Below are 21,886 nucleotides of genomic sequence, written 5' to 3'. Positions count from 1 at the left end.
CGCCCCTTTTCGGCGTCAGCGGACTCCTCGTCAAGTATTACAGGGCAAAAGGGGCGCGTGAATGGATTTATACGGTCAAAATCCTCCTTTGAATCCCGCGCTTTGTTGGGCCATAAGGGGGACATGAAAAACAAGGCAGATGTAATTATCATCGGTGGTGGCCTCATTGGTCTCACACAAGCGCTGGCGCTGGCGGCACAAGGCATTACGAGCCATGTCATTGATCGCGCAGACCAGGCCAACATGTTAGAGGCGGGCTTTGACGGCAGGACCTTTGCGATCTCAAGCTCAAGCTGCAAATTATTTGAAGCGATGGGCCTTGGCGACGCTTTGGCTGGCAAGGGATGTCCTATTCAAAAGATCTGGGTAAGCGACGGGCTAAAACCGGGGTCACTCGATTTCGCGCCAGCCGAAGATGATGGGTTTTTAGGCCAGATGTTTGAAAGCCGTTATTTGCGCGCTGTGCTTTACAAAGCCGCGCAAGAACATGCGGCAATCAAACTGCACATGCCCGCAAACATCATCGATAAATCGCGGGATGCTGGCGCAGCGACAGTAACGCTTCAAGATGGAAAAGTGCTGACCGCAGACCTGATGATCGTTGCCGAAGGCCGCAAGAGTGAGACCCGCGAAGAGGCCGGAATCCCCATTGCGCATTGGCAATATGCGCATCACGCGATTGTGGGCGCGATTTTTCATGAACTACCGCACCACAATATCGCCTATGAAATTTTTTACCCCACAGGGCCCTTTGCCGTTCTGCCCATGTTGGATGACGAACATGGCCGCCACCGTTCGGCGCTTGTCTGGTCCGTTGAATCCAAGGATGCTGCTGGCTACCTAAAGCTATCCCCGCGCGGCTATGCGGCTGAATTGGAAAAGGGCATGGGCGGATTGTTAGGCAAGGTCGAATTGTCCGCACCTTTGTCATCCTACAAGCTGGGGTTCCACCATGCGGCTTCGATTTCGGCGGAACGCATGGTGCTGATCGGCGATAGTGCGCACGGCATTCACCCCATTGCAGGGCAAGGGCTGAATCTTGGCCTGCGCGATGTCGCGGCGTTAACTGAAGTGCTGGTGGACGGCATGCGGCTTGGTCTCGACTTTGGTGATGCGCAGTTGCTTGATCGTTATGGCCGCTGGCGCAGTATCGACACGTTGCTGATCGCGGTTTCGACAGACGGGCTGAACCGGTTGTTTTCCATTCCCGGCAAAACCGCATCGGCGGTGCGGCGCTTTGGGATGGCGATGGTGCAACGCGCTGCCCCGGCCAAGGCCTTTTTCATGGCCGAGGCGCGAGGCGAAAGCGGCGCGTTGCCCAAAATGCTACAGGGTGTTGCGGTCTAAAACTTGAATATACTTACGTTACCGGAACAAGTCGGATTTCAACGCGGCGGTTGGCCGAACGCCCCGCTGCATCAAGGTTGCTCGCCTTTGGCTGGCTCTCGCCATAACCACGGGTTGCCAAGCGCGCGGATTGTACACCGCGTGACGACAAATAATCGGCAACCGCAGAGGCACGGCGTTCGGACAATGCCTGATTATAGGCGTCCGATCCGGTAGAATCTGTGTGGCCCATGACATCGACATAGGTTTTTTCATATTGTGTCAGTGTCGACGCTACCTGATCAAGCGTATTACGAAAGCCAGCATCGATGTTCGAGCTATCGACGCCAAAGGTGATTTCTGATGGTATATCAAGGACAAGATTGTTGCCGTCGCGAATGACATTGATTCCTGTGCCAGCGGTCTGCGCACGCAGCTTTCTTTCTTGTTCGTCCATATAATAGCCGACGCCGGCACCTGCCAATGCGCCAATTCCAGCGCCCACGATCTTTTCCGTGCGGTCGCGACGTCCACCGATCAGGTCGCCAAGCAGATAGCCGCCCAATGCCCCACCAACGCCGCCAATAGCGGCCTTAGAAATAGTGCGGTTCCCAGTTTCAGGATCCGTCACACACGCAGACAATGGAAGCATTGCCGTCAGCAGTATCAGCGATATCGTCTGGTTCTTTTTCATTATATTCCCTTTCAACTAAGGCGCCGTTTAAACCGCACCCATGATGAACCTGCGATGATTATTTCTATCGGGTGCATCATGTCACCATAACGCAGTTTTGCGCATTTTGTTGCCAAACACCCATTTTGGGCATTATGGCGCAAAGGTCCTTATGGAACCTCTTGACCCTTTCCCGTGGTTTGATGCCGCAACGATATTGGCGCTTATCGCCTTAAACGGTGTGTTCGCCATGTCGGAGCTCGCCATTGTGTCCGCACGCACAGCCAAGTTAAAAGCCATGGCCGAAGACGGCAAGCGCGGCGCGTCAGCGGCGCTGCGATTGGGGCGCGACCCCGGAAAATTCCTGTCTACAGTGCAAATCGGCATCACGCTGATCGGCATTATTAATGGCGCATATTCAGGGGCGACCTTAGGCGCGCCAATCGCCGAGCGCATTGCCTCGTTGGGCGTTGACCCTGAATGGTCCGAAACCTTGGGCTTTGGCATTGTGATCAGCATCACAACCTATGCATCATTGGTGGTGGGCGAGCTTGTGCCAAAGCAATTTGCGCTTATCGCGCCTGAGCGAATCGCCGTTATCATGGCTGGCCCGATGGAGTCGCTTGCGCGAATCACTGCGCCAATCGTGTGGACGCTCGACAGATCGAGCGCGACCATCTTTCGCACGCTTGGGCTGCGCCGCGACACCCGCGACGCGCTGAGTGCTGAAGAATTGCGCATGGTGTTTGCTGAAGCCACGCATGCAGGCATCATTGAGGAACATGAGCATAAGGTCATTGCAGGTGTTGTTCGTCTTGCCGACCGGCCGGTGCGTGAAGTCATGACGCCGCGCACCGACGTGGACCGCATTTCTGCCGATGCCTCCGATGAAGCGGTGCGCGATTCGCTGTTGAATTCACTGCACACGCGGCTGCCGGTGACGGGCGAAGATGGCGACGACATTATTGGTGTCGTTCAATCACGCGACATCGTCGCGGCGCAAATTCGCGGCGAACCGCTCGACATTCGCAGGTTGATGCGCCGTGCCGAGATCATTCCGGATCAGCTGGATGCCATGGACGCGCTTGAAATTTTGCGCTCATCTGATGTGCCAATGCTTTTGGTGCATGATGAGTATGGCCATTTCGAAGGTATAGTGACGCCAAATGACCTGTTGGCTGCCATTGCGGGCGAATTCGCGTCTGACCAAGCACAGGGCAGCGCGCCAAATATTATAACTCTGGATGACGGATCAATGCTGGTATCTGGTTCAATGTCCGCCGATGCAATGGCCGAGGCATTATCCATCGACCTGCCGGAAGATCGCGATTATGCGACGGCGGCCGGACATGTTTTGCACATATTGCGGCATTTGCCTTCTGAAGGGGAGGCTTTCACAGACCAAGGCTGGCGCTTTGAAGTGGTGGACATGGATGGCCGCAAAATTGACAAGCTGCGCGTCCGACTTGCAGAAAAGGCAATCAGACAAGACGCAGTTGAGGGCTTGTGATTGCTTAATCGCTTGGTTAGGGCATAAGCCGATACGGAATACTAAGTTGTTAGCGTCCACAGGATATTGATATGGCCGATTTCTTTCTTCCCAAGAACAGCACAGTCCAGAAGGGCACTGTTCACGCCGCCAACACCAGCGGTAAGACCAAAAAATTCAAGGTATATCGCTATGATCCCGATAGCGGGGAGAACCCACGGTACGACACGTTTGAGGTGGATACCGACAATTGCGGCCCAATGGTGCTCGACGCGCTGATCAAGATGAAGGGTGAGCAGGATTCGTCGCTGACCTTCCGTCGGTCATGCCGCGAAGGTATTTGTGGTTCTTGCTCGATGAACATCGACGGCAAAAACGGCCTTGCCTGCACCACCGCGATTGAAGATTGCAAAAGCGAGGTTACCATAACCCCGCTGCCGCATATGGAGGTCATCAAGGACCTTGTTCCTGACTTCACGCATTTCTACGCGCAATATGCGTCGATCAAACCTTGGTTGCAAACGGTAACGCCAGAACCATCGGGTAAGGAACGCCTGCAGTCACCAGAGGACCGCGCCAAGCTTGACGGCCTGTATGAGTGCATCTTGTGCGCATGTTGCTCGACCAGCTGCCCTTCTTATTGGTGGAACAGCGACAAGTTTTTAGGGCCAGCCATTTTGCTGCAAGCCTATCGCTGGTTGGCCGACAGCCGCGATGAAATGACGGGTGAGCGCCTCGACGAGCTGGAAGATCCTTTTCGCCTCTATCGTTGCCACACGATCATGAACTGCGCCAACGCCTGCCCCAAGGGCCTGAACCCGGCGAAGGCCATTGCTGAAACGAAAAAGATGGTCGCTGAACGCCACCTGTAGGCGTTTCAAGTCGCCATAAGGCCCTGATCGGTTAGGATTGCCGTTGGATACACCCGCTTTTGACAGCAGCCCTGACCCCGATAATCCGGGCTGGCTGAACTGGCAGATGACCGACGCCAGCCGTTATAACGGCACGGTGCTTGGAAAAATGCTGGTCCGCAGCGATGGGGATAGCAAGGCGCGTTTGCGTATGTACCCCGAACACCGGCACAGCAATTTGCGCAACGCGGTGCATGGCGGGGTTACTCTGGGCTTTATCGACGTGGCCATGTTCGGCGCGTCCCGAATGTTCGGCCTGATTGAGGCTGGCGCGGCGGTCACGTTAGACCTCTCCGTGCAGTTTATTGGCGCTGGCATCATCGGCGAACCGCTTGAGGCAGAGGTAGAGCTCCTTAAGGAAACTGGCCGACTATTGTTCATGCGTGGCATTGTGATGCAGGGCGAATCGCCTGTCGCTGCCTTTTCGGGTACCATCCGAAAGCCGACCCAAAGATGATTTTTCACGCGAGGGCGCGGAGTCTACGAGTAGCCTGTCGACTCTGCGTCCTCTGCGCCTCTGCGTGATCCAAAATGGCGTCGCTTATGTCTAATGTCACCGATAGATATGACGCGCTGGTAGCCGCAGGCGAGTTAAAAGTGGATGCCGATCAGGCGCGTGCAATCGCCGCACTTGCCAAGGTGCAAGCGGAGCTGGAGGCGGTTCCATCGCGTGGAGGCACGATTTGGGGGTTCCTGCGGCGAAAGCCTGACCCTGCCCGTGGGCTCTACCTTTGGGGCGGTGTCGGACGTGGTAAATCCATGCTGATGGACCTGTTTTTCGACAGTATGCAAATCCAGCATAAGCGCCGCGTGCACTTCCATGAATTCATGATCGACATTCATGCGCGGTTGAAGGCCGAGCGTGTGAAGGAAAAAGGCGACCCGATTCCTCCAATCGTCGCAGCGCTGGCCGACGAAGTGCGGTTGTTGTGCTTTGATGAAATGGTCGTGAACAATATGGCCGACGCAGCGATAATGTCGCGACTCTTTTCCGGCCTGATTGCGGCAGGTGTTACCGTAGTGACCACATCGAACCGTCACCCCGATTATCTGTATAAAGATGGCCTTAACCGGCAATTGTTTCTGCCCTTCATCGCGCTTGTGAAGGAAAGCCTGGATATCGTCGCGCTAGATGGGCCAACCGATTACCGACGCGATCGATTGGGGAGCGCTCAAATCTGGCTCCTGCCCAATGGCCCTGCGGCAACGGCAGCCTTGTCCCAAACCTTTTTCAAGATGACCGACTATCCACCCGAAGACCGCGCGCATGTGCCGACCTTGGAAATGGACGTCGGCGGCGGACGTATTTTGCATGTGCCAAAGGCGCTGAAAGGCATCGCGGTATTCTCGTTCAAGCGCCTCTGCGCCCAAGCACGCGGCGCTGCGGATTACCTTGCCATCGCGCGCCGTTTCCATACGGTCATCATGGTTGGTATACCCGTTCTGGGACCCCATAATCGCAATGAGGCTGCGCGCTTTGTGACGTTGATCGATGCGTTGTACGAATATCGGGTAAAGTTTCTGGCCAGCGCTGATGCGGAGCCAGACCATTTATACCCGAAAGGCGACGGGCGGTTTGAATTTGACCGTACCGTATCCCGCCTGATGGAAATGCAGTCGGAGGATTATCTGGCGGAAGGGCATGGCCCGCGTTAGCATATCGCAAAAGGGAGAGAGATGATGGGACCGAAGACGTTATTATTTGCTGGCTTGTTGGCGCTAACCACTACTGCAAACGCACAAGCGCCAAATGCGCAGCAAGCAGCCGAGCGTGACCTGTTTGCAAAGATTGTCGAGATTCCGACAGTAGAGGGGCAGCCTGCGGAATTTAAAAAGCTGACCAGCCTATTAACGTCAGAATTCCGCAAGGCGGGAATCAGTAATGTCATCGTCAAAGATCATGACAACACCCAGACATTGATCGCGCGCTGGCCCGCAGCCAAGCCATCGGGCAAAAAGCCCATATTGCTGATGGCGCATATGGACGTCGTTGCGGCCAAGGCAAGCGATTGGAAATATCCGCCGTTCCAGTTCCGCGAAGAAGGCGGCTATTATCTTGGTCGTGGTTCGAATGATAATAAGGCCGCTTTGACGGGTATTGTCCTTGCCCTGCAATATCTGCGCGCAGAGAAGTTTGCGCCGACGCGGGACATCATCGTTCTGTTTACCGGGGACGAAGAAACCGTCGGCAATGGAGCCCGGCGGGCGGCGGGTGAATGGCGCGACCTGATTGACGCCGAATATGCATTAAATGGTGATGCAGGTGGCGGGTATGTGTTTCCCGATGGGCGCGTTGAAGGTTTCGGCATTCAGATTGCGGAGAAAACCTACGCCGATTTCAGACTGACCGCCATAAACCGTGGCGGGCACAGCAGCGCGCCGCGTCCTGATAACGCCATCTACGCGCTCGCCAATGCCTTGACGGCGATTGAACGGCACCGGTTCCCCGCCATGATCAACGACGCCACGCGTGCCAGTTACGAGATGCTCGCAAAGGGTGACAGCGGGCAATATGGTGAACTGCTACGCCGCTTTCTGGCCGACCCGCAGGACCGCGAAACCGCAGACCTGCTAGAGACCATGGACCCCGGAGGCACGCGTACACGCTGTGTTGCGACCATGCTGTCGGGTGGGCATGCACCAAATGCCCTACCGCAAAAGGCCGAAGCCAATGTTAACTGCCGAATTTTTCCCAGTGTGAAGATCGAAGACGTGCGGCAGCAGTTGCAGGCGCTGTCGGGACCAGATGTCACTGTTGCTGCGGTTCAAGGATCACAAACCCCAGAAACCGCACCGTCGCCCATGCGCGACGACATAACGCAGGCCTATCGGGCGGCGGTTGCCACACGCTTCCCCAATGCGCCCGTTCTGCCGTTTCAGTCCGCTGGCGCAACCGATGGCGCATTTTTACGCGCCGCCGGCATCCCCGTTTACGGCTTTGGCGGCCTTTGGGGCATAGTTGGTCAGCGGGAAGGCGCACATGGTTTAGATGAACGCGTCTGGGCCGAAGGATTTCACGGTCAAGTGCCCATCTGGATGGAGATGTTGCGGCGGGTAGCTGGCACCTAACGGCTACACTTCCGCCCACTAACGCTATTGCGAACTGTTATCACAAAAACCTTTATTTTGAACCTTTATTGGGTTGTTATCCACATCGATTCGGCGTAACGCCGCGTTAATTCCGCTAAAAAGCCCTAAGGGAAGGACAGTTTTTCATGGCTCGCAAGAAAATTGCACTCATCGGCGCCGGTAATATCGGCGGCACCCTCGCACATCTCGCAGCATTAAAGGGCCTTGGCGACATCGTCCTTTTCGACGTTGTTGAAGGCGTTCCTCAAGGCAAGGCACTCGATCTGTCGCAATGCGGCCCGGTGGAAGGTTTTGACGCCACAATCACCGGCACCAATGATTATGCCGATATCGCAGGCGCAGATGTCATCATCGTCACCGCTGGTGTCGCCCGTAAGCCTGGCATGAGCCGCGACGATTTGCTTGGCATCAACCTGAAGGTGATGAAGGCGGTCGGCGAAGGCATCGCTGCCAACGCGCCAAACGCATTTGTCATCTGCATCACCAACCCGCTTGATGCGATGGTATGGGCATTGCGCGAATTTTCGGGCCTGCCGCACCACATGGTCGTCGGCATGGCCGGCGTGCTGGACTCGTCACGTTTCAGCCATTTCCTCGCCGATGAGTTCCAAGTGTCGGTCAAGGACGTCACAAGCTTCGTGCTCGGCGGCCATGGCGACACGATGGTCCCTGTCATTCAATACTCAACCGTCTCGGGCATACCGGTGCCTGACCTGATTGCGATGGGCATGTCCACGCAAGAACGCATTGACGCCATCGTGCAACGCACGCGCAGCGGGGGGGGCGAAATCGTCGCCTTGCTCAAGACCGGTTCCGCGTACTACGCTCCCGCGACCAGCGGCATAGCAATGGCCGAAGCCTATCTATACGACCAAAAACGCGTCCTGCCCGCGGCAGTCCACTTGACTGGCCAATATGGCATCGACAATCTCTATGTCGGTGTACCGGTCATAATCGGCGCAGGCGGCGTTGAGAAGATTGTCGAGATCGCTCTCGACGACGAAGCCAAATCCAACCTTGCCGTTAGCGTAGATGCGGTGAAGGAACTTCTGGTGGCGTGTAAGGCCATCGACCCGTCGCTGAACTAAGTGCAACCCAAAGAATTCAGGAGACGTTTGTGAGCATCCTCGTCAATAAAAATACTAAAATCATCACGCAGGGCATGACCGGCGCAACGGGTACTTTCCACACCGAACAGGCGCTGGCTTATGGCTCGCAAATGGTTGGCGGGGTAACCCCCGGCAAGGGCGGAGCGACGCATATCGGCCTGCCGATGTTCGACACTGTGCTTGAGGCGAAGGAAGCCACAGGCGCAGACGCCTCGGTCGTATATGTACCGCCACCCTTTGCTGCGGATTCAATCCTTGAAGCCATTGACGCAGAAATTGCGTTAATCGTCTGCATCACTGAAGGCATTCCGGTGCTTGACATGGTGAAGGTAAAGCGTGCGCTTTCGGGTTCGAAATCGCGCCTGATTGGTCCAAACTGCCCCGGCATTTTGACACCGAACGAATGCAAAATCGGCATCATGCCCGGTAGCATCTTCTCAGCGGGTTCGGTCGGCGTCGTCTCACGTTCAGGCACGCTGACTTATGAAGCCGTGTTCCAGACCACAGCAGAAGGCCTTGGCCAGACCACTGCGGTTGGCATTGGTGGTGACCCTGTCAACGGCACCAACTTCATTGATTGCCTTGAGCTGTTCCTTGCCGATGATGCGACCAAGTCCATCATCATGATCGGTGAAATAGGCGGCAGCGCAGAAGAAGAAGCTGCACAATTCCTCATCGACGAAGCGAAGAAGGGCCGCAAAAAGCCAATGGCTGGTTTCATCGCCGGACGCACGGCACCTCCAGGCCGCCGTATGGGCCATGCTGGCGCAATCGTTTCGGGCGGCAAGGGCGACGCCGAAAGCAAAATTGCAGCAATGGAGGCCGCGGGCATCCGCGTATCGCCATCGCCATCCTTGCTCGGCAAGACCTTGGTCGAGGTGTTGAAGGGTTAAGCATTAACTCCTCCCCGGCACGGGGAGGGGGACCATGCGCAGCAGGGGGGTGGGGCACCCGCCAAATAGCGAGAGCTTGAACGCAAGTGCCCCTCCGTCAGTCCTGCGGACTGCCACCTCCCCGGTTCGGGGAGGATTTGGAGAAGAAAAATGGGCGTAGAAAACCAGGATTTCGAAATAGAACGCGGGCCGAGCTGGGAACGTGCCGACTGGCCATTGTCAGCGACCGACGATTTGACCGCGTCGCTTGACCCCACGCAGATGGCGGTCGAAGTGAAAGCGGCGGCAAAGGCGGCGGGCAGGCCGATGGCGGAGGCCGACGCGGTTGCAGCAGCAAGCGATTCTATCCGCGCGATGATGCTGGTGCGCACATATCGGGTGCGCGGGCATCTGGCCGCCAATCTTGATCCACTTGGCCTTTCGAAACAGGATATCCCTGCGGACCTTACACCCGAATATCACGGTTTTTCCGGAGCCGACCTTGACAAGCGCGTCTATGTTGGTGGCACGCTTGGGCTTGAGTGGACTACGGTGCGCGAGCTGGTCGATACGCTGCGCGCCAATTATTGCGGGCCGGTCGGCCTTGAATATATGCATATTTCCGACGTCGAAGAGCGCCGGTTCCTGCAGGAACGGATGGAAGGCAAGGACGCGGCCATCCAGTTCACGCCCGAGGGCAAAAAGGCAATCTTGGGTAAAGTTATAGAAGCCGAGCAATATGAGAAATTTCTTGGCCGCAAATATGTAGGGACGAAGCGTTTCGGTCTTGATGGCGGCGAATCCATGATACCGGCTCTGGAAGCTGTTATCAAATATGGTGGCCAGCTTGGCGTGCGTGAAATCGTCTATGGCATGCCGCATCGTGGCCGCTTGAACGTGCTCGCCAACGTTATGGCTAAGCCCTATCGCATCATCTTCCACGAATTCTCCGGCGGCAGCGCCAACCCCGATGATGTCGGTGGTTCAGGCGATGTGAAATACCATCTCGGCACCAGCACCGACCGTGAATTTGACGGTATCAAGGTGCATATGAGCCTGGTTCCAAACCCGTCGCACCTTGAGGCCGTTAACCCCGTCGTCTTGGGCAAGGTGCGCGCCAACCAGACGGCGCGTGACGACTTGGGCAAGCATGAGCAAGTGTTGCCCGTTCTGCTGCATGGCGATGCCGCCTTTGCTGGCCAGGGCATTGTGTGGGAATGCCTCGGCTTCTCCGGTATTCGTGGATATAATACGGGTGGTTGCTTGCACTTCATCGTCAATAACCAAGTCGGTTTTACCACTAGCCCGCAATATGCGCGGTCATCGCCTTATCCTTCCGACGTTGCAAAGGGTGTTCAGGCGCCTATTTTCCACGTCAATGGCGATGATCCCGAAGCGGTGACGTTCGCGTGTAAGATCGCGATCGAATTCCGCCAAACATTCCACCGCGACATCGTCATCGACATGTGGTGCTACCGCCGCTTTGGCCATAATGAAGGCGATGAGCCCGGCTTCACGCAGCCATTGATGTATAAAGTCATCAAGAACCATCCGGCCGTAAGTGCTCTTTACGCACAACGCCTTGAAGCCGAAGGCGTGATCGACGCCAATTGGTCAAATGAACACGCCATGCGCTTTGTCCAAGCGCTTGAGCAGGAATTTGCCAGCGCCGCAGACTATAAAGCGAACGCTGCCGATTGGTTCGGGGGCCGTTGGTCAGGCCTATCCAAGCCCGCTGATCCCGAAACGGCGCGGCGTAACGTGCCAACGGGCATGACACGCAAATTGTTCGACAGTCTAGGCCGCACGCTTACAACCGTGCCCGAGGGCCACAACATCCACCCGACATTAAGCCGTGTTTTGGATGCCAAAAAAACGATGTTCATCTCTGGCGAGAATTTCGATTGGGCAACGGGCGAAGCTCTTGCGTTCGGGTCGCTGCTGACCGAAGGTTATGGCGTGCGTTTGTCTGGCCAGGATTCAGGCCGCGGCACCTTCAGCCAGCGGCACGGTGTTTGGGTCGATCAGACAACCGAAGAAAAATATGTGCCGCTTTCAACCTTACCACATGGGCGGTTTGAAATTCTCGACAGCCCCTTGTCCGAATTTGGCGTGTTGGGTTTCGAATATGGCTATGCCGGTGCGGAACCGAAAACTTTGGTCCTTTGGGAGGCGCAGTTTGGCGATTTCGTGAATGGCGCACAGACGTTGATCGACCAGTTTATTGCGTCGGGTGAAGCCAAGTGGCTCCGCGCCAATGGTCTGGTGATGCTGTTGCCGCATGGATATGAAGGCCAGGGCCCAGAGCATAGCTCCGCGCGGTTGGAACGTTTCCTGCAATTATGTGCCGAGGACAATATCCAAGTCGCCAATTGTACCACGCCAGCCAATTATTTCCACTTGCTGCGCCGTCAAATGGTGCGGCCATTCCGCAAGCCGCTTATCGTCATGACGCCAAAGTCGCTTTTGCGTCATAAGCTCGCGGTTTCCAAGGCCTCAGATTTCCAAGGCGAAAGCCACTTCATGCGGATCTTGTCCGATACGAATGCCCCTGCCGACAAGGACGTGAAGCGACTGATATTATGCTCTGGAAAGGTCGCCTATGACCTGATGGAAGCCCGCGACGCATCGGGTGACAAAAATACCAGCATCGTGCGGATTGAGCAGCTATATCCGTTTCCGACAGAGCCGTTAATTGTGCGCCTAAAGCGTATGACCAATTTGGAAGAGCTCGTTTGGGCACAGGAAGAGCCGCGCAACGCCGGAAGCTGGACGTTTGTCGATCCTCATCTGGAAGAATGCCTTGCAGAAGCCAATGTTGGCCCCACCCGCGCCCGTTACGCCGGACGCAGGGCCGCAGCCGCGACGGCAACCGGTCTTGCAAAGCGCCATCAGGCCGAGCAAGCCGCATTGGTTGCTGAAGCATTAGGCCAAAATGTCCGCGAAGAAATCCGCCGTCAGCGTTCAGGCGGCACGAAACCAATCACCCCTCCATCCTCGTGAGGATTAGATTATGAGCACTGAAGTTAAAGTCCCCGTATTGGGCGAGTCCATCACTGAAGCAACGCTTGGTCAATGGTTGAAGAAACCGGGCGAGGCGGTAGCTATCGATGAACCGATCGCCAGCCTTGAAACGGACAAGGTTGCGGTTGAGGTGCCATCGCCCGTTGCAGGCATCATGGGCGCTTATGCCGTTGAAGAAGGTGCGACCGTCAATGTAGGCGCAGTCATCGGATCAATCGATGCCGGAACCGGTGCCACCGCACCTGTTGCGACCCCTGCTCCCGCTATGGCTGTAGCGGCAGTCGCGCCTGCGGTGGCAACCATCGCTGCGCCTGCCGCCGAAACAGAAAATAGCGACCTGCCCCTCTCGCCCGCTGTGCGCCGCCTTGTGTTGGAACTTGGCATTGACCCAAGCAAGATCAAAGGTACGGGCAAAGACGGTCGCCTGACAAAGGAAGATGTTGTGGCTGCCGCCAAGGGCGCGCCTGCGCCATCTGCCGACGCAGCCTTCACTGCTGCGCCAACAACGCAAGCAACAGGCGCGCGTCAGGAAGAGCGCGTGAAGATGACACGTCTGCGTCAGACCATCGCCAAGCGCCTGAAGTCCGCGCAAGACACCGCCGCGTTGCTGACAACGTTCAACGATGTTGATATGTCAGCGGTGATGGAAGCACGCGCGACCTACAAAGATCTGTTTGAAAAGAAGCATGGCGTACGCTTGGGCTTCATGGGCTTTTTCACCAAAGCCGTAGCCTTGGCCGCACGCGATGTCCCTTCGGTCAATGCAAAGATTGAAGGCGATGAAATCGTCTATCACAATTACCTTGATGTATCGGTCGCAGTCAGCGCACCCAACGGCCTTGTGGTGCCTGTCGTGCGCAATGCGGACGCCATGAGCTTCGCGCAAATTGAAAAGGCCATCGGCGACTTTGGCGCAAAGGCGAAGGCCGGCACCTTGACGATGGACGACATGTCCGGCGGCACCTTCACCATTTCAAATGGCGGTGTGTTCGGCAGCCTGATGTCGACCCCGATCATCAACCCCCCGCAATCGGCAGTGCTTGGCCTACACCGTATCGAAGACCGCGCAGTTGTGCGCGACGGGCAGGTCGTGGTGCGCCCAATGATGTATGTGGCGTTAAGCTATGACCACCGCCTCATCGACGGCCGCGAAGCTGTTACCTTCCTGAAGATCGTCAAAGAGGCGATTGAAGACCCGACCCGGTTGTTGATCGACCTTTAAGGAGCCTGATCCATGGCAGAACATGATTACGACCTGATCGTTATTGGCGCGGGTCCGGGCGGCTATGTCGCCGCAATCCGCGCTGCACAATTGGGGCTGAAGACGGCATGCGTTGAAAGCCGGGAAACATTGGGCGGCACATGCCTGAACGTCGGATGCATTCCATCCAAGGCATTGCTGCATGCCTCAGAAATGTTTCATGAAGCGCAATCAGGTTCGCTGACGAAATTCGGTATCGACTTTACGGGCGTATCGCTTAACCTCGACCAAATGCATGCCGAAAAGGCGAAGGCGGTTGGCGAGCTGACTGGCGGTATCGAATTTCTGTTTAAGAAGAACAAGGTCGATTGGCTTAAAGGCAAAGCGGCATTCACATCGGCTAACAGCTTGGATGTTGCTGGTAAAAGCTACACCGCAAAAAATATCATGATCGCAACAGGTTCCTCGGTCATGACATTGCCGGGCGTCATGATTGACCAGAAAGTCATCGTCGATTCCACTGGCGCGCTTGCCTTGCCAAAGGTTCCAAAACATTTGGTGGTGATCGGCGGTGGGGTTATTGGCCTTGAGCTTGGCAGCGTATGGCTGCGCCTCGGCGCACAAGTCACCGTGGTTGAATATCTTGACCAGATTTTGCCCGGCATGGACGGCGAAGTACGCAAGGAAGCGGCCAAGATTTTCAAGAAACAGGGCTTCAACATCCGCACGGCTACAAAGGTCACGGGCGCAACCGTCAATCGCGGAACTGCCACATTGACCGTTGAACCATCGGCAGGCGGTGCCAGTGAAACCATCGAAGCCGATTGCGTGCTTGTCGCCATTGGACGCCGCGCGAAGACAGACGGCCTTGCGCTGGACAAAGCAGGGCTGACGGTCAACGCGCGTGGCCAAATTGAGATTGGCCATGATTTCCAGACACGTGTTCCGGGCATCTATGCCGTGGGTGATGTCTGCCCCGGCCCAATGCTTGCGCACAAGGCAGAGGATGAAGGCATTGCGGCAGCAGAATATATCGCTGGCCTGACGGGAATCGTCAACCATGACGTCATTCCGAGCGTGGTCTATACCTATCCGGAAATTGCGAGCGTTGGCTTGACCGAAGAAGAAGCCAAGGAAAAAGCGGCTGCGTCAGGTGACGAGATCAAGGTCGGTAAATTCCCGATGATGGCGAATAGCCGGGCAAAGACTAACCGCGACACCGATGGTTTTGTGAAGGTCATTGCGGATGCGAAAACCGACCGTGTTTTGGGCGTCCACATCATTGCGTCGATTGCCGGAGCCATGATTGCCGAAGCGTGTACTGCGATGGAATTTGGCGCAACATCAGAAGATATTGCCTATACCTGCCACGCGCATCCAACACATGCCGAAGCCTTGAAGGAAGCGGCGATGGCGGTGACTGGCAAGCCGATCCATATGTAATGGTGCCGCAAACGGTCCAGATGGCCCCGGCCATGATTTCAGGGCTCGACCTATTTGGTATCGCTGTTTTTGCGGCATCCGGTGCACTGGCAGCAGCGCAACGCAAGCAGACACTTGTCACCTTTTCCTTCTTCGCGCTGATTACCGGTGCTGGCGGCGGAACCGTGCGTGACCTGTTGATTGGTGCGCCGGTATTTTGGGTACAGGATTGGCGCTTTGCCGCCACCTGTCTGATCACGGCAGGGCTAGTCTGGGTCACACCGCGCACTGTCTGGAACGACCGCGCGCTCGACTGGTTCGACGCTGTTGGTATCGCGATTTACGCAGTGTTTGGCACTTGGAAACGCTCACCCTTGGCGTGCCTTTATTGCCCGCAATGATGATGGGCGGCATCACCGCCTGTGTTGGCGGCATCATCCGTGATGTCTTGGCGGGTGAGCCTTCCATTTTGCTTAAACCTGAAATCTATGTGACGGCGGCGGCGCTTGCCTCGGGCCTTTTCGGACTATTGATTTATCTAAACATAGAAGTGTTGCCAGCTGCCGGGATCAGCGCGCTTGCAGGCTTTGCCTTACGCGCCATGGCCATTTGGAAAGGCTGGGCCATCCCCGCCTATCGCGGCTGATTAGCGAGCGCGACTTGCAAATAGCCGGTTAAGATTGGCAATTTTCGGCTTGTCCCACTGCACAATATACGGGTGGCGCGGGTTCTTCACCATGAAGTCCTGATGGTAAGATTCTGCAGGATAGAAACTGAAGGGCTCAATCTTGGTAACGATGGGCTTCTTCCAATACGACGCCTTACCCAGTTGTGCGATATAGGTGCGTGCGGCATTTTTCTGCGCAGCATTGGCGGGAAAGATAGCCGTCCGGTATTGCTTGCCTCGGTCAGGTCCCTGACGATTCAATTGCGTCGGGTCATGTGCCACTGAAAAGAATATGTGCAGCAAATCATTATAGCTAACGCGCGCCGGGTCATAATAAATCCGTACCGACTCCGCGTGCTTCGTCCGCCCGGCACTGACAAGATTATAATCCGCTGTCGCTTTGGTGTCGCCTGAATAGCCAGACTCGACGCGTGTAACGCCCTTCACACGTTCAAATACAGCCTCCACGCCCCAAAAGCAGCCGCCAGCAAACACCGCCACTTGCTGCGCCTTTGGTTCCGTGATGCGTGTGGCGGGCGCAGATATCGCAATACCCTCAGTCGCATGGGCGCTACCGATTGGCGCGCCGATGTTTGATCCGCATGCCGCGGCCATTCCCAACAGCAACCCAATGTTCAGCGTAAGAAAAATGCGCTTTGGCGATTTGCGACTCTTTTTCATGATGCGCCCAAAAGGCGCAGGGCCAAGTCCGAGCGCAGAAAGTGGAAAATGCCGTCCATCTTTTATCTCTCTTTTCGGGTGCCCAATTTACAAGCCGCAGCAGATACGCACTTGAGGTCCCAAAGGTTTCAAGCAGAGGTAGGATGAAGCGCAGCTTAACGCGTTCCATTGCCCCTATTTGGCGCGCTTAGATCAGGGCGGCGCAGGCGGTTTGAATACGCAGGCATGCTTCCTTCAAAATGTCCGCCGATGTGGCATAAGAAATCCGGAAACCCGGCGATAAACCAAACGCCCCACCATGCACCGCGGCAACGCGATATTCGTCGAGGAAATAATCGATGAGATCAGCGTCAGTTTGAATGATTTTACCCTGCGGTGTTTTCTTACCCATCACGCCCGACGCGTCTGGATAGACGTAGAAGGCACCTTGCGGAGTCGGGCAGCTTAGCCCCGGCGCATCGTTAAGCATCCCCACCACAATGTCCCTACGTTCGCGGAAGGCCGTGTTCCGTTCGCGCAGGAAATCTTGCGGGCCGTTCAACGCCGCCAAGACAGCATATTGGCTGATCGAGCAAGGGTTGCTGGTCGATTGCGATTGCAAATCGGCCATGGCCTTAATGAGCCACGCCGGGCCGCCTGCATAGCCAATCCGCCAACCCGTCATTGCATAAGATTTGGATGCGCCATTCATGGTGAGCGTGCGGTCGTACAGGTCTGGACAGACCTGAAGCATCGTCGCAAACGGCTTGAGCGCGTACCAGATATGCTCATACATATCGTCGGACAGCAGCATGACATGTGGATGTTTTAGCAACACGGCACCAAGCGCTTTGAGTTCCTCGGCATCATACGCCGCACCGGTTGGGTTCGATGGCGAATTTAAGATCAGCCAGCGCGTATTTGGCGTGATTGCAGCATCAAGCTGCTCCGGCGTGATTTTGTAATCCTGCGCGGCAGTTGCCATGACGATAACGGGTGTGCCGCCGGCAAATTGCACAATGTCGGGATAGCTCACCCAATATGGCGCGGGGATGATAACTTCGTCACCAACATCAATGGTGGCGACAAGCGCATTGAACAAGGTGTGCTTGCCGCCCGAGTTTACGGTGATCTGCTTTGGCGTATAATCGATATTGTTGTCGCGCTTAAACTTGGCGATGATCGCTTGCTTAAGCGGCGCGATGCCGTCGACGGCAGTATATTTTGTCATGCCGTCACGGATCGCCTGAATTGCGGCATCCTTGACAAAGTCTGGCGTGTCAAAATCAGGCTCTCCAGCGGACAGCCCGATGACATCAATCCCTTGCGATTTCAGGTCAATGACACGCCCCGACATGACAAGCGTCGCAGAAGGAGCAATCCGCCCTAGGGCAGCCGACAGATGGTCAATCATCATCATACTTTCGCGGAATTATTGAACAGAAATTGCGTGTCTGCCCCTAATGGCTCGTCAAAAGTTACGCAACCCTATTAGGGTCAGGACCTAGCTCTGATTAATCCGCGCACACTGTTACCGACCCAAAATCCATCAGACAGATCCTCTATCCTCAGGTCAGCTTCTTCCGCCTTGCCCGAGGCAAGCAGTTCACGACGCAATATCGAGGGCAGCAGGCCTGTTTCCAGTCGCGGGGTCAACAACTTGCCATCGCGCTCGACAAATATGGCGGTGATGCTGCCTTCGGTCAGCAAGCCATCGCTGCCCACAAAAACCACTTCATCGCAATCTGGCCGTGATGTGCGCGCTTCATCGTAAAAGGCGCGGTCGGAAATTTTATGCCGTAGCCGGAAATCAACCGCATCGACGGGCAACGGGACTACAGCAACCCGCCACTCGGTTACATCTTTCAACGGCCAAATCTCAACTGCCTGTGCGCCATGCCGCGATGCCATCAGGCGAATTTTGGAGAGACGGTCGAGGTGGAAAACACTCGCATGCAAGCGGTTGCGCAGTTCGTGCCGGTCAAATTCGAAGCCAAAGGAAGCCGCGCTGAATTTCATCCGTTCAAGATGATCCTCCAGCCGCAAGATACCCGCCATAGGCTCAAACCGCATCGTTTCGATGAGATCAAAACCATGATTTTCCAATTTAGCGAAATCCCCCTTGGCCAAACATTCGGCCCATTCATCTGCTTCGATGGAATCGGCTACCACTCCGGATCCTAAGCCAAGCGAGAGGGACTTTGTTTCTTCACACACCGTAAATGTCCGAATAGCGACGTTGAATGCGGCGTCGCCATTGTCATCTATCCGACCGATGGAGCCGCAATATATGCCACGTGACGCAGCTTCGACCTCTTCGACGACTTGCATGGCGCGGATTTTCGGTGCCCCGGTGATCGAGCCACAGGGAAACAAAGCCTTTATGACGTCAATGGCATCATGTCCGTCGGCTAGCACTCCGGTGACCGTAGAGGTCATCTGGTGCACCGTGGGATAGCTTTCAACATGGAAAAGCTCGGGTACCTTAACGCTGCCCGCCGTGCACACGCGCGATACGTCATTACGCAACAGATCAACAATCATCAGATTCTCGGCCCGTTGCTTTGGATCCATACGCAAATGCGCGGCAGCCTGTGCATCCGCCACCGGATCGGTCGACCGCTGCGCCGTCCCCTTCATGGGCTTGGTCGTTATCCTTTTGTCTTTCAACGCAAAAAACAGCTCCGGTGAGAAAGACAGATAATGTGTCTGCCCGGTCCAGATCACCCCCCCATAGCCGGCCCGCGCACGCGCGCGCAACGCAGCATATAATGCGAGCGGATCGCCAGCGTAATCCGCCGTCAGCGGGAAAGTCAGATTGGCCTGATAAATATCCCCGGCACGGATATATTCCTGCACCGTGGCAAAGGCCCGGCTATAGTCGTCGCGCGATATGCCCGGACGAAGTTCAGACAACCACGTGCCAACGGGGTCGGGTAACAAGGACGTCACAACGTCAGTGTCTATAGTACTGAAATTCTGGAATAATCCAAACCATGCCAGCAATCCAGATGGCGCACGTGCCAGGCTGGGCAAAAGGTGTGCGCCAGCCGCATAGCCGAAAAATCCGGCCGCATGCAGGCCTTCTCGCTGCGCTTGCCGAAGCGAGACGAGTAGCGCAATTAGCGCGTCAGCATCATAAGCGGTCAGGACTTCAACCGGATTTGTATAAAGCCGTGCAGGTGATGCACCATGCGTTCGCGCATCATCAAGCAGAACGAAAGGCCCCTCTTTAGGGATCATGCGGTGGGTGTCGATGGAGCGGGTGAGGGGAATCGAACCCCCGTATTCAGCTTGGGAAGCTGCTGCTCTACCATTGAGCTACACCCGCACGACATTGGGCACTTTAACCCGCTAGATAGGATTTTGCCAATGCCCAAAATCCTAGCCTTTCAAGCGTTCAGCATGCCAAGTAAGATGTGCGCCCATGAAGGTCGAGATGAAATAATAGCTGTGGTCATATCCTGGCTGCATGCGGATGGTCGCTGGTTGACCAACGGCTGCGCACTGCTCGGTAAGCAAATGCGTTTTGAGTTGTGCCTCTAAGAAATTGTCGTCACTCCCTTGGTCGACCAAAAGGTCAGGCAAGCGCGCGCCATCCGCAATCAACGCGACGCTGTCATACGCGCGCCAATGGGCTCGGTCTTGCCCGATATAACCACCCAGCGCCTTTTCACCCCAGGGACAGTTCAAGGGCGACACGATAGGCGCAAGCGCGGATGTTGACCGGAACCGCCCAGGGTTCCGCAAACTTATGGTCAACGCGCCATGTCCGCCCATGGAATGCCCCATAATCGCTTGCCGCTGCATATCGGCGGGAAAATGCGCTGCAATGATGGCGGGTAGTTCATTTTCGATATAATCGCGCATCCGGTAATGCTGATCGAATGGCGCTTGTGTCGCATCAACGTAAAAGCCAGCGCCAAGGCCGAAATCATAGGCGGCTTCCGGATCGTCGGCAACGCCTTCGCCACGCGGGCTGGTGTCTGGCGCGATAAAGATCAAACCAAGTTCCGCACACGCACGGCGAAATTCGCCCTTCTCGGTCACATTGGCATGAGTGCACGTCAGGCCCGACAGAAACCAGACGATGGGCAGCAATGCGCCCTCTTCATGTGGAGGCACATAGACCGAAAATGTCATGTCGGTAGCCGTTGCCGCAGAGGCGTGGCGATACACGCCTTGGACGCCGCCAAAGGCAATGTTGGTGGAGATAGTTTCTATGGTCATGCTGGCTCCAATATCGGGATAGGTTTGATCAACGGTGGGTGGCGCCAAAAGGTCAGCGCCCGCACAAGGTCATCGAGCGCAAGCCCAAGGGTGGCATTGTTACGCAGCGGGTGGCAATTGATAAGCTCGGCATCCATTAACGATGCGTCAAGGACGAAGCGCACTGCGCCAGCAACATCGTTGATCGCAGCCAAAGCCGTGACGGAACCGGGCGTGATGCCCAGCAGGCGCTCCATATCCTCTGCCTTGCCAAAGCTGACGCGGCCGCACCCAACCGCAGCAGGCAACGCCTTTAGATCGACACGCGCTTCGGCCGGAACGGTCACGAGATAATAATCCCCCGCCTTATCCTTCAGGAACAGGTTCTTGGTATGCGCCCCGGGAATGGAATCATTATGCGCGGCACTCTCGGTCACGGTAAACACCGCAGGATGTTCATGGACTTTATAGGCGACGCCGAGCGCGGCTAGGTCTGTATAAAGCTGCGCTTCGGCATCGGTCATAGCGTTAGTCTTATTAGTCCGTGACGCGGTGCAAGGCGCACAGCTTGTTGCCATCGGGATCGCGCAAATAGGCGAGGTACATTTTCATGCCGTTGCCTTCGCGGATGCCGGGCGCATCTTCAATCGCCACGCCGCCATTGTCGACGCCCGCCTCATGCCATGCATTGGCTTGGTCCGGGGTCATAGCAAAACCGACCGTGGAGCCATTGCCGTGCGTTGCCGGATTGCCGTCGATTGGCGGTGTGACAAGAAACAGCGATCCATTGTGCATATAGATCAAACGGCCCTTAGGGTCTTCGATCCCTGGCTTTCCGCCCATGGCAGCAAAGGTTGCGTCGTAAAATTTCTTTGAACGGGCAATATCATTGCTGCCGACCATCATGTGACTAAACATATCCGTTTCTCCTTTTGATTAAAACACTACTACGCTGCGGATGCTTGTCCCCGCATGCATTAATTCAAACGCTTTGTTGATCTCTTCCAGACCCATGACATGCGTGATCATTGGGTCAATCTCGATCTTGCCGGTCATGTACATATCGACAATCTTTGGCACATCAGTCCGGCCCTTGGCCCCGCCAAAGGCTGTGCCGCGCCAGTTGCGGCCCGTTACCAACTGGAACGGACGCGTCGCAATTTCCTTGCCTGCCTCGGCCACACCAATGATGATGCTCGTGCCCCAGCCACGATGGCAGGCCTCAAGCGCGGT

Annotated in this window: 18 protein-coding genes, 1 tRNA gene and 2 pseudogenes; 12 read left to right on the top strand and 9 right to left on the bottom strand. The window is 56.0% G+C overall.

All coding sequences use genetic code 11. The annotated features are described in order from the left end of the window. The first annotated feature begins 123 nt into the window (after positions 1 to 123). Positions 124 to 1,347, top strand: coding sequence for an FAD-dependent monooxygenase (locus tag Q0N43_RS04405; protein ID WP_295443083.1), 1,224 nt, complete (start codon positions 124 to 126; stop codon positions 1,345 to 1,347). Positions 1,348 to 1,360: 13 nt separating this feature from the next. Here Q0N43_RS04405 and Q0N43_RS04400 read toward each other — a convergent pair whose 3' ends face one another. Then, on the bottom strand, positions 1,361 to 2,020 hold the full coding sequence (locus tag Q0N43_RS04400; RefSeq protein WP_295443080.1) for an OmpA family protein: 660 nt from the start codon (positions 2,018 to 2,020) through the stop codon (positions 1,361 to 1,363). A 151-nt stretch (positions 2,021 to 2,171) separates the two neighbouring features. Here Q0N43_RS04400 and Q0N43_RS04395 point away from each other — a divergent pair, with 151 nt between their 5' ends. The 11 genes and pseudogenes from Q0N43_RS04395 to Q0N43_RS04345 all read left to right on the top strand — a co-directional run bounded on the left by Q0N43_RS04395 (position 2,172) and on the right by Q0N43_RS04345 (position 15,763). Beyond that, positions 2,172 to 3,509 (top strand): hemolysin family protein, encoded by a 1,338-nt coding sequence (locus Q0N43_RS04395; protein WP_295443078.1) that lies wholly within the window; start codon positions 2,172 to 2,174, stop codon positions 3,507 to 3,509. A gap of 71 nt (positions 3,510 to 3,580) precedes the next feature. Beyond that, a complete protein-coding gene (locus Q0N43_RS04390) occupies positions 3,581 to 4,360 on the top strand; it encodes a succinate dehydrogenase iron-sulfur subunit (protein WP_295443075.1) in 780 nt (259 codons plus the stop codon). A gap of 43 nt (positions 4,361 to 4,403) precedes the next feature. Continuing rightward, positions 4,404 to 4,856 (top strand): PaaI family thioesterase, encoded by a 453-nt coding sequence (locus Q0N43_RS04385; protein WP_366845945.1) that lies wholly within the window; start codon positions 4,404 to 4,406, stop codon positions 4,854 to 4,856. 86 nt (positions 4,857 to 4,942) lie between these two features. After that, entirely contained in the window at positions 4,943 to 6,055 is a 1,113-nt protein-coding gene (zapE, locus tag Q0N43_RS04380) for a cell division protein ZapE (RefSeq protein ID WP_295443072.1), read from the top strand. Positions 6,056 to 6,079: 24 nt separating this feature from the next. Then, the gene (locus Q0N43_RS04375) at positions 6,080 to 7,468 is read left to right on the top strand and encodes a M20/M25/M40 family metallo-hydrolase (protein ID WP_295443069.1); all 1,389 of its coding nucleotides are present in this window, start codon (positions 6,080 to 6,082) and stop codon (positions 7,466 to 7,468) included. 146 nt (positions 7,469 to 7,614) lie between these two features. After that, the gene (mdh, locus tag Q0N43_RS04370) at positions 7,615 to 8,577 is read left to right on the top strand and encodes a malate dehydrogenase (protein WP_295443067.1); all 963 of its coding nucleotides are present in this window, start codon (positions 7,615 to 7,617) and stop codon (positions 8,575 to 8,577) included. A 29-nt stretch (positions 8,578 to 8,606) separates the two neighbouring features. Next, positions 8,607 to 9,491: a succinate--CoA ligase subunit alpha gene (gene sucD, locus Q0N43_RS04365; protein WP_295443064.1), complete on the top strand. Its 885-nt coding sequence runs from the start codon at positions 8,607 to 8,609 to the stop codon at positions 9,489 to 9,491. Positions 9,492 to 9,641: 150 nt separating this feature from the next. Continuing rightward, positions 9,642 to 12,473, top strand: a complete 2,832-nt coding sequence (locus tag Q0N43_RS04360) for a 2-oxoglutarate dehydrogenase E1 component (RefSeq protein WP_295443061.1) — start codon at positions 9,642 to 9,644, stop codon at positions 12,471 to 12,473. A 10-nt stretch (positions 12,474 to 12,483) separates the two neighbouring features. After that, on the top strand, positions 12,484 to 13,716 hold the full coding sequence (odhB, locus tag Q0N43_RS04355) for a 2-oxoglutarate dehydrogenase complex dihydrolipoyllysine-residue succinyltransferase (RefSeq protein ID WP_295443059.1): 1,233 nt from the start codon (positions 12,484 to 12,486) through the stop codon (positions 13,714 to 13,716). A gap of 12 nt (positions 13,717 to 13,728) precedes the next feature. Next, complete coding sequence (lpdA, locus tag Q0N43_RS04350) at positions 13,729 to 15,138, top strand: dihydrolipoyl dehydrogenase (protein ID WP_295443055.1); 1,410 nt, start codon at positions 13,729 to 13,731, stop codon at positions 15,136 to 15,138. Then, positions 15,138 to 15,763: pseudogene (locus Q0N43_RS04345) on the top strand (trimeric intracellular cation channel family protein). Before lpdA ends, Q0N43_RS04345 begins: the two are co-directional and overlap by 1 nt. Here the strand turns inward: Q0N43_RS04345 and msrA are convergent. From msrA to Q0N43_RS04305, 8 genes and pseudogenes are all read right to left on the bottom strand, one after another. Then, a complete protein-coding gene (gene msrA, locus Q0N43_RS04340) occupies positions 15,764 to 16,465 on the bottom strand; it encodes a peptide-methionine (S)-S-oxide reductase MsrA (protein WP_295443052.1) in 702 nt (233 codons plus the stop codon). A 187-nt stretch (positions 16,466 to 16,652) separates the two neighbouring features. Continuing rightward, a complete protein-coding gene (locus Q0N43_RS04335) occupies positions 16,653 to 17,855 on the bottom strand; it encodes a pyridoxal phosphate-dependent aminotransferase (protein WP_295443293.1) in 1,203 nt (400 codons plus the stop codon). Between the two features lie 86 nt (positions 17,856 to 17,941). Beyond that, a complete protein-coding gene (gene pabB / locus Q0N43_RS04330) occupies positions 17,942 to 19,687 on the bottom strand; it encodes an aminodeoxychorismate synthase component I (protein ID WP_295443049.1) in 1,746 nt (581 codons plus the stop codon). Positions 19,688 to 19,701: 14 nt separating this feature from the next. Next, positions 19,702 to 19,775, bottom strand: a tRNA-Gly gene (locus Q0N43_RS04325). A gap of 53 nt (positions 19,776 to 19,828) precedes the next feature. Beyond that, the gene (fghA, locus tag Q0N43_RS04320; RefSeq protein WP_295443044.1) at positions 19,829 to 20,674 is read right to left on the bottom strand and encodes an S-formylglutathione hydrolase; all 846 of its coding nucleotides are present in this window, start codon (positions 20,672 to 20,674) and stop codon (positions 19,829 to 19,831) included. Further along, positions 20,671 to 21,177 carry a prolyl-tRNA synthetase associated domain-containing protein gene (locus Q0N43_RS04315; protein ID WP_295443041.1) on the bottom strand — a complete coding sequence of 169 codons (507 nt, stop codon included), beginning with the start codon at positions 21,175 to 21,177 and terminating at the stop codon, positions 20,671 to 20,673. Before Q0N43_RS04315 ends, fghA begins: the two co-directional genes overlap by 4 nt. A 13-nt stretch (positions 21,178 to 21,190) precedes the next feature. Next, positions 21,191 to 21,571 carry a VOC family protein gene (locus tag Q0N43_RS04310; RefSeq protein WP_295443039.1) on the bottom strand — a complete coding sequence of 127 codons (381 nt, stop codon included), beginning with the start codon at positions 21,569 to 21,571 and terminating at the stop codon, positions 21,191 to 21,193. Between the two features lie 18 nt (positions 21,572 to 21,589). Further along, positions 21,590 to 21,886: pseudogene (locus tag Q0N43_RS04305) on the bottom strand (S-(hydroxymethyl)glutathione dehydrogenase); the annotation flags it as partial.

Source organism: Sphingorhabdus sp. EL138, from assembly GCF_945882965.1.
Taxonomy (GTDB): Bacteria; Pseudomonadota; Alphaproteobacteria; order Sphingomonadales; family Sphingomonadaceae; genus Sphingorhabdus_B.
Note: the sequence above shows the minus strand (reverse complement) of the source record. Positions and strands in the feature narration are given on the sequence as shown.

Excerpts from the sequence above, each read along its gene's own strand:
- Q0N43_RS04405 (WP_295443083.1), top strand. The coding sequence starts at position 124 with ATGAAAAACAAGGCAGATGTAATTATCATCGGTGGTGGCCTCATTGGT.
- Q0N43_RS04400 (WP_295443080.1), bottom strand. The coding sequence starts at position 2,020 with ATGAAAAAGAACCAGACGATATCGCTGATACTGCTGACGGCAATGCTT.
- Q0N43_RS04395 (WP_295443078.1), top strand. The coding sequence starts at position 2,172 with ATGGAACCTCTTGACCCTTTCCCGTGGTTTGATGCCGCAACGATATTG.
- Q0N43_RS04390 (WP_295443075.1), top strand. The coding sequence starts at position 3,581 with ATGGCCGATTTCTTTCTTCCCAAGAACAGCACAGTCCAGAAGGGCACT.
- zapE (WP_295443072.1), top strand. The coding sequence starts at position 4,943 with ATGTCTAATGTCACCGATAGATATGACGCGCTGGTAGCCGCAGGCGAG.
- Q0N43_RS04375 (WP_295443069.1), top strand. The coding sequence starts at position 6,080 with ATGGGACCGAAGACGTTATTATTTGCTGGCTTGTTGGCGCTAACCACT.
- mdh (WP_295443067.1), top strand. The coding sequence starts at position 7,615 with ATGGCTCGCAAGAAAATTGCACTCATCGGCGCCGGTAATATCGGCGGC.
- Q0N43_RS04360 (WP_295443061.1), top strand. The coding sequence starts at position 9,642 with ATGGGCGTAGAAAACCAGGATTTCGAAATAGAACGCGGGCCGAGCTGG.
- odhB (WP_295443059.1), top strand. The coding sequence starts at position 12,484 with ATGAGCACTGAAGTTAAAGTCCCCGTATTGGGCGAGTCCATCACTGAA.
- lpdA (WP_295443055.1), top strand. The coding sequence starts at position 13,729 with ATGGCAGAACATGATTACGACCTGATCGTTATTGGCGCGGGTCCGGGC.
- msrA (WP_295443052.1), bottom strand. The coding sequence starts at position 16,465 with ATGAAAAAGAGTCGCAAATCGCCAAAGCGCATTTTTCTTACGCTGAAC.
- pabB (WP_295443049.1), bottom strand. The coding sequence starts at position 19,687 with ATGATCCCTAAAGAGGGGCCTTTCGTTCTGCTTGATGATGCGCGAACG.
- fghA (WP_295443044.1), bottom strand. The coding sequence starts at position 20,674 with ATGACCATAGAAACTATCTCCACCAACATTGCCTTTGGCGGCGTCCAA.
- Q0N43_RS04315 (WP_295443041.1), bottom strand. The coding sequence starts at position 21,177 with ATGACCGATGCCGAAGCGCAGCTTTATACAGACCTAGCCGCGCTCGGC.
- Q0N43_RS04310 (WP_295443039.1), bottom strand. The coding sequence starts at position 21,571 with ATGTTTAGTCACATGATGGTCGGCAGCAATGATATTGCCCGTTCAAAG.